11 protein-coding genes and 1 riboswitch are annotated in these 11,887 nt (G+C 35.5%); of the genes, 3 read left to right on the top strand and 8 right to left on the bottom strand.

All coding sequences use genetic code 11. The features are described from left to right. Positions 1 to 6 precede the first annotated feature (6 nt). Positions 7 to 1,197 carry an AGE family epimerase/isomerase gene (locus VB264_RS03320; protein ID WP_323246744.1) on the top strand — a complete coding sequence of 397 codons (1,191 nt, stop codon included), beginning with the start codon at positions 7 to 9 and terminating at the stop codon, positions 1,195 to 1,197. A 291-nt stretch (positions 1,198 to 1,488) separates the two neighbouring features. Here the strand turns inward: VB264_RS03320 and moeB are convergent, their stop codons facing one another. From moeB to thiS, 8 genes are all read right to left on the bottom strand, one after another. After that, positions 1,489 to 2,541 (bottom strand): molybdopterin-synthase adenylyltransferase MoeB, encoded by a 1,053-nt coding sequence (gene moeB / locus VB264_RS03315; RefSeq protein ID WP_323246742.1) that lies wholly within the window; start codon positions 2,539 to 2,541, stop codon positions 1,489 to 1,491. Between the two features lie 227 nt (positions 2,542 to 2,768). After that, a complete protein-coding gene (gene thiH, locus VB264_RS03310; RefSeq protein WP_323246740.1) occupies positions 2,769 to 3,893 on the bottom strand; it encodes a 2-iminoacetate synthase ThiH in 1,125 nt (374 codons plus the stop codon). A 194-nt stretch (positions 3,894 to 4,087) separates the two neighbouring features. Next, positions 4,088 to 4,849, bottom strand: coding sequence for a thiazole synthase (locus tag VB264_RS03305; protein ID WP_323246738.1), 762 nt, complete (start codon positions 4,847 to 4,849; stop codon positions 4,088 to 4,090). After that, positions 4,833 to 5,483: a thiamine phosphate synthase gene (locus tag VB264_RS03300; RefSeq protein ID WP_323246737.1), complete on the bottom strand. Its 651-nt coding sequence runs from the start codon at positions 5,481 to 5,483 to the stop codon at positions 4,833 to 4,835. The genes VB264_RS03305 and VB264_RS03300 overlap by 17 nt, the downstream gene beginning before the upstream one ends. Continuing rightward, a complete protein-coding gene (locus tag VB264_RS03295) occupies positions 5,480 to 6,235 on the bottom strand; it encodes a hydroxymethylpyrimidine/phosphomethylpyrimidine kinase (protein ID WP_323246735.1) in 756 nt (251 codons plus the stop codon). Before VB264_RS03295 ends, VB264_RS03300 begins: the two co-directional genes overlap by 4 nt. Next, on the bottom strand, positions 6,236 to 6,826 hold the full coding sequence (locus tag VB264_RS03290; protein ID WP_323246733.1) for a thiamine phosphate synthase: 591 nt from the start codon (positions 6,824 to 6,826) through the stop codon (positions 6,236 to 6,238). A 230-nt stretch (positions 6,827 to 7,056) separates the two neighbouring features. After that, positions 7,057 to 8,913 carry a phosphomethylpyrimidine synthase ThiC gene (thiC, locus tag VB264_RS03285; protein WP_323246731.1) on the bottom strand — a complete coding sequence of 619 codons (1,857 nt, stop codon included), beginning with the start codon at positions 8,911 to 8,913 and terminating at the stop codon, positions 7,057 to 7,059. Positions 8,914 to 8,951: 38 nt separating this feature from the next. Further along, positions 8,952 to 9,155 (bottom strand): sulfur carrier protein ThiS, encoded by a 204-nt coding sequence (gene thiS / locus VB264_RS03280; RefSeq protein WP_323246729.1) that lies wholly within the window; start codon positions 9,153 to 9,155, stop codon positions 8,952 to 8,954. Positions 9,156 to 9,403: 248 nt separating this feature from the next. Further along, positions 9,404 to 9,501: riboswitch (TPP riboswitch) on the bottom strand. A gap of 296 nt (positions 9,502 to 9,797) precedes the next feature. Here thiS and VB264_RS03275 point away from each other — a divergent pair. Both VB264_RS03275 and VB264_RS03270 read left to right on the top strand, forming a co-directional pair. Then, the gene (locus tag VB264_RS03275) at positions 9,798 to 10,670 is read left to right on the top strand and encodes an AraC family transcriptional regulator (RefSeq protein WP_323246727.1); all 873 of its coding nucleotides are present in this window, start codon (positions 9,798 to 9,800) and stop codon (positions 10,668 to 10,670) included. 266 nt (positions 10,671 to 10,936) lie between these two features. After that, a complete protein-coding gene (locus VB264_RS03270; protein WP_323246725.1) occupies positions 10,937 to 11,788 on the top strand; it encodes a pirin family protein in 852 nt (283 codons plus the stop codon). Positions 11,789 to 11,887 lie beyond the last annotated feature (99 nt).

Here is an 11,887-nt window from a genome sequence, read left to right as displayed (position 1 = left end):
ATGCAAATGAGCAACAAAACATACCAAAAGGAAGTAAATCAGGAAGTAGAAAATATTTTAGATTACTGGCTTAATAATACTATTGATGATGAATTTGGTGGTTTTTATGGACAAATTAACGAAAATGATGAAGTAGTGCCTAATGCCGAAAAAGGTTCTGTTTTGAATGCTCGTATTTTATGGACTTTCTCAGCAGCATATCGCCATAATCCTCGACCAGCGTATTTATCTACTGCAACAAGGGCTTATGAGTATTTGAGAAATTATTTTAGCGATAAAATCTTTGGTGGCGTATATTGGTCAGTAGATTTTAAAGGAAATCCATTGAATACACGTAAACAAATTTATGGACAGGCTTTTGTAATTTATGGACTGAGTGAATATTATAAAATCACCCAACAACAAGAAGTACTTGACTGGGCGATAGACCTATTTAACATCATAGAAACCAACAGTTTTGATAAAGTATATGGAGGATATTTAGAGGCCTTGGCACAAGACTGGCAACCTATTGAAGATTTAAAATTGAGCCAAAAAGATGCTAATGAGAAAAAGTCGATGAATACTCATTTGCATATTTTGGAGGCTTATGCAAATTTATTGAAGGTTTGGGACAATAATTTGCTTAAAAACCAGTTAAAAGCACTGATTGAAGTATTTATCCAATATATTATTGATACGAAGACGGGACACCAATATTTATTTCATGATGATGATTGGACGGTGAAATCTCACATCATTTCTTATGGACACGATATTGAAGCTTCATGGCTTTTATATGAGGCGACCGAAGTGCTTGGTGACGAAAATTTATTGAATGAAGTACACAAAATTTCCCTTAAAATTACTGATGCTGTGGGAAAAGGATTGCAAGGAGATGGAGGCTTAGCATATGAGTCTGAAGGAGAGCATCATGATACTGATAAACACTGGTGGGTACAGGCAGAAGCGATGGTTGGTTATTTGAATGCCTTTCAATTATCTAAAAATCCGAAATATCTTCAACAATCTATCAAAAGCTGGGAGTTTATAAAAGCGTATTTAATTACGCCATCAGGCGAATGGTATTGGGGTGTAACAGGTGAACACAATAAACCAATGCCTCATCAAGACAAAGTAGGCTTTTGGAAATGTCCCTATCATAATGTTCGAGCTTGCTTGGAAGTTTATGATAGACTTGAAAAAATAAGTAATTAAAAAATGAGTATCTTTACAAAATTTTTGAATCTTATATAAGATAAGGAACTAGATAATTTCTTCGGAAATATTATAATATTAAAAAAATAAAAATGGTTAATGTTTAAAGTCGATACTATTTTAGTTTCGGCTTTTTTGTTTTTCCAATAACCTAAACAACGATTCATATACCATTGCTTTATTTATTCGCAGAAAAACGCATTTCGTTGTTGAAATTTAGCATATTTATTTCTTTATTCAAACATATTGTCAAAAAAATTATGATAATATATTACAATTATTCTCATTACCTCAGATTCCTCCGCTTAAGTTCAAAAATGTTCCTTCTATGCTAACAGATTTTAATAATTCTATGGCTTTGGCACTTCTTAAACCTGTCTGACAACAGAAAACAATCGTTTTTTCTAAGTTTATTTCATCAATGCTTTCTAATAAATCATCCAATGGAATATTAATTCCACCAATATTATCTCTTTCAAATTCATGTGGGTTTCTTACATCAATCAATTGAAAATCTCGCTGTTCCGCAATCCATTGCTCTAATCTTTGGATATCGATTACATTACTGTTTTCAACAGGAAAATCACCACATAAAATTTGATAATCGACCAAATTTTTAATTTGCTTATTCTCAGGAATAGCCTTGAATTTGATGATTTGAGAACGCATTGTAAGCATATCAAACATTAATAATTTACCTGATAATACCTCCCCTGCCCCTGTAATCATTTTAATTACTTCGGCTGCTTGCATCGTTCCGATAATACCTGCTAATGTGCCTATTACGCCTATTTCAGCACAATTAGGTACACTTCCAGCAGTCGGTGGTTCAGCATATAAACAGCGATAAGTTGGGCCATCTTGAAAATTAAATACAGAAACCTGTCCTTCAAACTTAAAGATTGAGCCAGAAACAAATGGTTTATTCAGTATCACAGAAGCATCATTTACTAAATAGCGTGTAGCAAAATTATCAGAACCATCTACGATAATATCATACTTCGCAAAAAGCTCAAGTGCGTTGTCTGCACTGAGGTTAACAGGAAAAGTTTGGATATTAACATTGGGGTTAATCGCCAGTAAACGTTCTTTGGCTACTTCTACTTTCTTTTTGTCAATGTCAGCAGTAGTATATAATATTTGCCTTTGAAGATTAGAGATTGACACCACATCAGCGTCAACAATTCCAATATTGCCTACCCCTGCTGCTACTAAATATTGTAAAATCGGACAACACAAGCCTCCAGCACCAATAACCAATACTTTGGCATCATTCAGTTGTTGCTGTCCTGCTAACCCAATTTCTGGTAAAATTATCTGACGATTATAACGCTGAAAATCCATGTTTTATTAAAATATTGAGTGATTGAGTGATTGAGTGATTGAGTGATTGAGTGATTGAGTGATTGAGTGATTGAGTGATTGAGTGATTGAGTGATTGAGTGATTGAGTGATTGGAAATGCGATTTACATTAAATGAGTTCCCAAAAAATTATTTATTTTTTATTTAAAATTAATCACTCATTCAAAAATCACTCATTCACAATTAAAACAAATCACTCAATCACAAATCACTCATTCACTAAATGTAAGGACGTATCCCAATCTTTCCAAACAGGCTCATAGCCTTGTTGTTCAATCATTTTAGCAATTACTGTTGGGCTTCTTTCATCACTAATTTCAAATTGCTCTAACGACTCAGGTTCAACAACGTATCCCCCAGGATTAGTCTTTGACCCTGCACTCATGGCAGTAATACCCAATTTAATAATGTTATTTCTAAAAATTTCGTTCTCTCGCGTTGAAATTGAAAGTTCTACCTCTTCTTTAAAAATCCTGTAAGCACAAATCAATTGTACCAACTCAGCATCCGACATCACAACTTTTGGTTCAAGTCCACCTGAAAAAGGTCTTAATCTTGGAAAGGAAATAGAATATTTAGTTTGCCAATATTGCTTTTCAAGGTAATCAAGGTGTAATGCCGTAAAGAAAGAATCTGTACGCCAGTCTTCTAAACCAATCAATACTCCTAATCCCATTTTATGAATACCTGCTTTTCCCAAACGGTCGGGCGTTTGTATTCTATATTCAAAATTAGATTTTTTTCCTTTAGGATGATGAATTTTATAGTCTTCTTGATGATAGGTTTCTTGATAAACCAAGACTGTATTGAGTCCTTCGGCAATCAGTTCGGTATAATCTGTTTCATCCAAAGGTTGTACTTCCATCGAAATATGCGAGAAATATGGGCGAATTAATTTGATAACATTTTTCAAATAGCTCACCCCTACAGTTTGGTTTGCCTCGCCTGTCACCAACAACACATGCTCATAATTCATGGCTTTTAGCACTGCTACTTCTGCCAGAATCTCTTTGTCTGTCAATGTTTTACGTTTGATTTTATTATCAAAACTAAAACCACAATAGGTACAAATATTCTGACATTCATTGGAAAGATACAACGGAACATACATTTGAATGGTTTTACCAAAGCGTTTTTGGGTCAATTGCTGACTAACCCTAGCCATTGATTCTAAAAAAGGCATGGCAGCAGGAGAAATCAAAGCTTTGAAATCTTCTAAAGTTCTGCGGGAAGTATTCAAAGCTCGACGCACATCATCAGCCGTTTTAGCAAGAATACTCTCCTGAACCTCCGCCCACTGATATTGCTGAAAAAGATGTTGAAAGGAATGCATATTTATTGAGTGATTGAGTGATTGAGTGATTGAGTGATTGAGTGATTGAGTGATTGAGTGATTGAGTGATTGAGTGATTGAGTGATTGAGTGATTGAGTGATTGGAAAGGCGATTCACACTGAATGAGTTCCCAAAAATTAATTTATTTTTTATTTAAAATTAATCACTCATTCACAAATCACTCATTCACTAATTATTTAAGAAACCCAGTCAAAGGGCTACTGGCAACTGCATTATTTGTTTTAGGAGCAAGCCTAGCTTCGTATGCCATTCTTCCCGCTTCCACTGCCATTCTAAAAGCCCTTGCCATCATTACAGGGTTTTCTGAAACTGCTATGGCCGTATTCACCAATACTGCATCAGCCCCAATCTCCATCGCTTTTGCCGCATCGGACGGTGAGCCAATTCCAGCATCTACCACCACAGGCACGTTACTTTGCTCAATAATAATCTCCAAAAAATCAATCGTTTTCAATCCTTTATTGGTACCAATCGGCGAGCCTAAAGGCATCACTGCCGCTACCCCTACTTCCTCCAAACGCTTGCATAACACAGGGTCTGCATGAATATAAGGCAATACTACAAAGCCCATTTTCACCAGTTCTTCCGCGGCTTTCAAGGTTTCAATTGCATCAGGCAACAGGTATTTAGGGTCGGGATGTATTTCTAATTTTAGCCAATTTGTTTCCAAAGCTTCTCTGGCTAATTGTGCTACAAAAACAGCCTCTTTAGCATTCCGAACACCAGAAGTATTGGGCAATAAATTAAACTGAGGGTTATGTAAATAACCCAAAATATCCTCTGATTGCTTCGCTAAATGTACTCTTTTCAAAGCAACTGTCACCAATTCTGACCCTGATTCTAATAGACTTTCTTCCATTAAACCTAGTGAGGAGAATTTCCCAGTACCTGTAAAAAGTCGGGATGAAAATTCTTTATTAGCAATTGTTAACATATAGCTGTTCAGTTAAAGCCTTCATAAAATTGTTTGCTACTGCTGATGGATTATCAGCCAAATTAATCACCGAAGAAACTGCAATGCCATGCAAGCCTGCCAAAAGTATATCTTCCACATCTGCCAGTTGTACACCCCCAATGCCTACGATGGGCAAATGAAGTCCAGAGGCTTTGCACGATGCCAAAAGACTTTGGTATTTTTCTAAACCCAAAATCGGACTCAGGTTCTTTTTGGTTTTAGTAAATCTGAAGGGACCTAAACCAATATAGTTTACCTTAGCCTGATGCAAAAAAGCTAGGTCTTCAAAAGTATTGGCTGTTCCTCCAATGATAAAGCTATCTCCTAAAATTTCTCTTGCTACTATCGGCGAAGCATCTGTTTTTCCCAAATGCACACCATCAGCTTGTATTTCTTTCGCTATTTGGACATTGTCATTAATAATCAACGTAGCACCAAAAGCTTTACATACCTCCTGAGTTTGTAAAGCAGTTTGTTTCCAAGCCTCAAAATCTTGATTTTTTACCCTGAGTTGCACCCAATCGGCACCGCCCTCACAAGCTAAACGAGCTTGTTGCCAATGCGAAATATGAGGTAAATCTTGGCTGATATAGTGTAATTTAGAAATCGTCATGATTGAAAATGATAACCCAATAAACTTGGGTTACTCTTTAAAAATTGATTCATATAATGTTTAGCATTTTCGCAGGTTTCTTCAAGGCTTAAACCTTTTGAAAGATTAGCAGTAATTGCCGAAGAAAGCACACAGCCAGAACCGTGTTTTTCACCATTCGGAATCCTTTCAGCGGTAAAAGAAAATGTATTGATTCCTGTAAATAGAATATCTTTACAGATTTCATTGTCTGAATGCCCTCCTTTTAAATAAACATTACAAAACTTGCTCAGCCCAAAGGCTTTTTGCTCAACTGAAGACCCTCCTACTACCAATAACTGAAGCTCGGGCAAGTTGGGAGTAATGAGATAAATCTTTTTAAGAATTTTTTCTAATAGTATTTGATTGATATTTTCATGAAAATCAAACCCTGCACTGGCTTTTAAGATTGGGTCCCAAATGATTTTTATTGTTGAATTCCACGACAACAAAGTGTTGATGATTTCATCTAAATCTTTCAAACTTTGTACTAAGCCAATCTTAACAAAATCGATAGGATATTTATCAAAAAGCAATTTTGCTTGATGGATAATAGTCTGATTGTCGAGCCAAGTAACACCCTCAAAATGATTATCATGTTGAAAAGTAATAGCAGAACAAACGCCTAATCCATAAATTTGATGTTGCTCGAATGTTTTAATATCTGCCAAAATACCAGCCCCAGCACTTGGGTCGAGTCCTGCAATACTCAGTACAAAAGGTCTATTATTCATTTAATTTTCTGCTTGAAAATACTTCTCCCATACCGACCCCATCAACACATATCCCTGAAAACCAATCCTTTCTAAAAACGCTCTATTTTCTTCTCTGATACCCCCCAATGCATACACAGGGGTGTTACTTTTCCGAACATGAAAATAAAACTGTAATTCATCCATGGTAAAAACACCTACATAATCAGTCTTAGAAATACTTTTGAGAATCGGACTTAAAAAAACGTAATCAGCCTTAAAACTCAAATTTTCAATAGCATTCAATGTATGCAATGAACAACTGACAGATAGTCTATGCTTACGTAACATTTTTACTGTGTTGAACAAAGTTGCATCATCTATGCTTTGTCTGAATGTCTCTGTAAAATGTACTCCCTTCACATTATATTTATTAATCAACTCATAATGCGAATGCAATACAATCTTGCGATAGCATTTCGGTTGAATCTGTCTAAGAAAATCTTCATACTCTTTCAGCGACTTTCCTGGTTTTCTGAGGTGAAAAATCAATGATTCATCCATCAACAATTGTTCGATGATGGATATTTCACCGTCAAAATCAGTGGGGTTGGAAAGAATTACTTTTTGCATGTCGACTTTAGTTAGTGATTTAGTGAATGGTGAATTAGTGATTTTTAAGTTTGATTCAGCAGAAATATTTAATTTTACTAAACTAAATAATTATTCCATCTCAATTTAATCTTTTTATCTTTGAAAAATCACCAATTCATAATGCCTTCAATTCCAATCAATTAAAATCACTCATCAAATTGCCTAAAATCACAATTCACACATTCACTAAATCACTCATTCACAATTAATTATATATAGACCTCCGAACCTTGTTCAACAAAAATTTTTGCTCTTTCTTGCATACCTTTTGCCAAAGCCTCTTGTTCTTCAACACCCATATTGTCAGCATAGTCGCGTACTTCTTGGGTGATTTTCATCGAACAGAAATTAGGACCACACATCGAACAGAAATGGGCAATTTTAGCTCCTTCTGCTGGTAACGTTTCATCATGATATTCACGAGCGGTGTCTGGGTCAAGAGATAAGTTGAATTGGTCTTCCCAACGGAATTCAAAACGTGCTTTACTCAAAGCATTATCCCTTATTTGTGCACCATAATGTCCTTTGGCAAGGTCGGCAGCATGGGCAGCAATCTTATAAGTAATCACGCCTACTTTTACATCTTCTTTGTTAGGCAGTCCTAAATGCTCTTTAGGTGTTACATAACACAACATAGCACAACCAAACCAGCCAATCATAGCCGCCCCTATTCCAGAAGTAATATGGTCGTAAGCGGGTGCAATATCTGTTGTTAATGGTCCAAGCGTATAGAAAGGTGCTTCATGACATTCTTTCAATTGCTTATCCATATTTTCTTTAATCAAGTGCATCGGCACGTGACCGGGACCTTCAATAATCGTTTGGACATCGTGTTTCCAAGCAATTTTAGTTAGCTCTCCTAGCGTCTCCAATTCTGCAAATTGTGCGGCATCGTTAGCATCAGCAATACTTCCTGGACGAAGACCGTCACCTAAAGAAAACGCCACATCATAAGCCTTCATGATTTCACAAATTTCTTCAAAATGGGTATAAAGAAAGTTTTCTTTGTGATGTGCCAAGCACCATTTTGCCATGATACTTCCCCCACGAGATACGATGCCTGTCACTCTTTTTGCCGTCATGGGTACGTATCTTAATAATACACCTGCATGAATCGTAAAATAATCAACACCTTGTTCTGCTTGTTCTATGAGGGTATCCTTGAAAATTTCCCAAGTCAAATCTTCTGCCTTTCCTCCTACCTTTTCAAGGGCTTGGTAAATAGGTACAGTTCCAATTGGAACAGGAGAATTTCTAATAATCCACTCACGGGTTTCATGAATGTTTTTACCTGTAGATAAATCCATGATGGTATCAGCACCCCAGCGACAAGCCCAAACGGTTTTTTCTACCTCTTCTTCAATGTTCGATGAAACAGCCGAATTACCAATATTAGCATTAATTTTCACTAAGAAATTACGTCCAAGAATCATCGGCTCGCTTTCTGGGTGATTGATATTATTAGGAATCACCGCTCTACCCATGGCTACTTCCGAACGTACAAACTCAGGAGTAATTAGTCCTTTTGGGGTATTTGCCCCAAAACTATGTCCTTCGTGCTGATGCCCTATCGTGCTAAGTTCTTGTATTTTCTGGTTCTCACGAATGGCAATGTATTCCATTTCTGGCGTAATAATGCCTTTTTTAGCATAATGTAATTGCGATACGTTCTGTCCAGCTTTTGCTCTCAAAGGTTTTTTAAGGTATTCAAATCTTAGCGCATCAAGAGCAGGATTGGCTAAACGTTCTAGTCCATAATTTGATGTAATTGAAGGGAGTTCCTCAACATCTCCACGCTCTAAAATCCATGATTGTCTTAGTCTTGGCAAGCCTTTTCTTACATCAATATCAATGTCTGGGTCTGTAAATGGTCCACTGGTATCATATACTGTTACGGGTGCATTGGCTGAGATTACTTTGCCATTTACAATCGTATCTGACAAGCTAATTTCTCGCATTGCTACTTTAATATCATGAATTTCCCCTTGTACATAAACTTTTTTGGAAGCTGGAAAGGGGGCTCTGCTGATTGTTTCAGCATGAGGAGTTTTTTCTGTTTTCTTCATGTTTTTCATAAGCTTTTGAAATATTGAACGCCAGATTTTCAACCGCCTTGAGTAGCCCGAATCAGCATCAACTGGTCATTACTTTTAAGCTTGATGCTTCCCCATTTATCACGAGGAATTACTTCTTCGTTAATGGCAATGGCAAGACCTCGCAATTCGATAATGCCTTGCTGATTGAGCACCTCGATTAAAAGAGGGTTTTCAGGAAATTCAAAGATTTGGTCGTTAATAATGACAGTCATTCCATGTATTTATTTAAAATAAAAACAAATGGACTTTAGCGAAAACCAAGGAGAAATTAAAGCGTGTATGAGTGAGCTTTGGGAGTAAATATTTTATAGCGTTAGTTGTACACCTAATCATCTACAAAAAATTATAACCCATCAACAAATCAGAATGAAAAAATCAATCTATCGTTTTTTAAGCTAACCAAGAAAAGCAGTGAAATTTTGAAAACGATGCTTAAATCTGTACACCGAATCTGAAAAGAAAATTCTGCCTTACTTTTTCCTACGCAGCAATTACGCCGTTCAGGTTTTGAGGGTATAATCTCAGCCCGTTATATTTAAGGCACCCCTAAAGTTTGAGACAAATGTAAAATATAAAAATTGAATTTGTAAAATTTTATTTTGTTTTTTTTCAAACCTATCTAAATCCTGACTTATTTAAAGAAGAGAATTTTTATAATACAAATTTCACTTTCTAGGTTTAGGGCTATCCTCATAGTTTCCTAAAAACAAAGGGAAAACCCTTAATTATTATACATTTCTGCAAAAATTGTTGCATTTTCCGCAAAAAATTGCAAATTTACAGGATAACCATCATCTATGCTTATAATACTTTAATTGCAAAAGCTATTGATTTTTTCAACCCATATTATCCAAATGTCTAAAATTTATCGTGAAATCACCCCGCTTACTTCTAATGACTGTTTCATGGTTTTTGCCAGAACAAAAAGTAAGTTTGACTTCCCTTTACATTACCATGAAGAATTTGAGCTAAACTTTATCGAAAATGCAGATGGTGCAAAAAGAGTAGTTGGCGACAATATCGAAATAATTTCAAGTTATGAATTAGTTTTGGTGGGTTCTAATGTACCTCATGGCTGGTTTTCACATGAATCTATTTCTGAAAATATTAATGAAATTACCATTCAATTTCACCGAGATTTATTTGATGAAAAATTCTTAAAAAGGAATCAAATGAGCTTTATACGTTCTATGTTGGAACGTTCGGCAAGAGGCATTTCTTTTTCTCAGGAAACCATCCAAGCAATTAAACCTCGTCTGATAGGGCTTACACAAACCAATGGTTTTTGCTCTGTCATGGAATTGATGTCTATCCTACACGACTTGTCAGTTTCCAGAAATATGAAAACCTTAACAACATTGACTTTTGCCAACGAAAATGCTACTTATGACAGTCGTAGAATTGAAAAAGCCTTTGTTTACATGAGGAATAATTATGACAAAGAAATTTCATTGGAAGATATTGCAAAGATTGTCAATATGACTGTAGTGAGCTTTAGCAGATTCATCAAAAAAAGAACGGGTAAAACCTTTATTGATAGCTTAAATGATATTCGTTTAGGACACGCTTCACGCTTGCTTATTGATACGCGACAATCCATTGCAGAAATTTCCTTTAAATGTGGCTATAATAATCTTTCATATTTTAATAGAATCTTCAAGAAAAAACATGGATGTACCCCTAAAGAGTTCAGAGAAAATTATTCTGGGACTAGAACATTCGTGTAAAGAAAACCTCAGTTTCCTGTGTATAAAAGTACAAATATGGGAATTGAGGTTTTAAAAGTACTATAAATTATTTTGATAAGGATTTCCTTATTATTACACCCTCCTCTCTTTATTTTTTTCTCTTAAATTGTCTTTTCAGATACAATATTCCTTCAATCGTATATATTTTATTAGAAAGAGATAACTCTTTCAATTAATATCACGTTAATTGAAAAACGAAACTATTTTTCAAGAATTCATTCTTCAAAAACCAAAAAAGATTTTCCATGAGAAGCATTAAAAAAATCCATCAAGCAGCATATCGCCCTATTGCCGATTTAATCACTTACTCGCCTTTGCCTACTAGCACCTTAGCCCAAGTAGATCCATTTATTTTCTTGAATCATCATGGATTTCAACAGTATCCTGCCAATAACAGAGGTTTACCGTTTGGTCCACATCCACATAGAGGAATGGAGACAGTAACATTTATCCTCGCTGGCGATATTATGCACAAAGATTCAAGTGGCCATGAAAGTATCATCAATAGCGGAGGAGTACAATGGATGACGGCTGGTAGTGGCTTAATTCATGCAGAAGTATCCTCAGAGGCATTCAAGAAACAAGGTGGTGATTTAGAAATCTTACAACTATGGTTAAACTTACCCGCTAAATTAAAAATGACTAGTCCCTTCTATTTGGGTTTGCAAGAAGACGAAATTCCGACGATAAGTTTGGATGATGATAAAGTAGCCATAAAATTAATTTCGGGAAAATGGGGGGAAAACGAGGGTGCTTTTGAATCAAAAACAGGCGTTTTTTTAAGTACTATTACTTTCAAAACATCTGCTGAATTAACCATCAACATTGCCAAAGAAAGAAACATATTCTTTTACTTAATAAAAGGTGCGCTCACAGTAAATGGACAGACAATCAAAGCTAGGCAATTGGTAGAATTTATGAATGATGATACAAGTGTTCAAATCGTAGCTGACAACGATTCAGTATTGTTGCTTGGTCATGCTGTTCCTTTTAATGAACCAATGGTTGCCCAAGGTCCATTTGTAATGAATACCGAAGAGGAAATCTATCAAGCCTATACAGATTACCAACAAGGGAAGTTTGGTACTTGGCAATAGTAAAACAGAATAAATACGCCTTTATTAAACAATTATTTCTTAAAATTATATAATTTTACTTAAATACCTTTTGTTAAAATCTTTGTTAAACTTCATAAA

The organism is Arcicella aquatica, assembly GCF_034928825.1.
In the GTDB taxonomy this organism is placed as follows: Bacteria; Bacteroidota; Bacteroidia; order Cytophagales; family Spirosomataceae; genus Arcicella; species Arcicella aquatica.
This window is presented reverse-complemented; position numbering and strand designations above follow the sequence as displayed.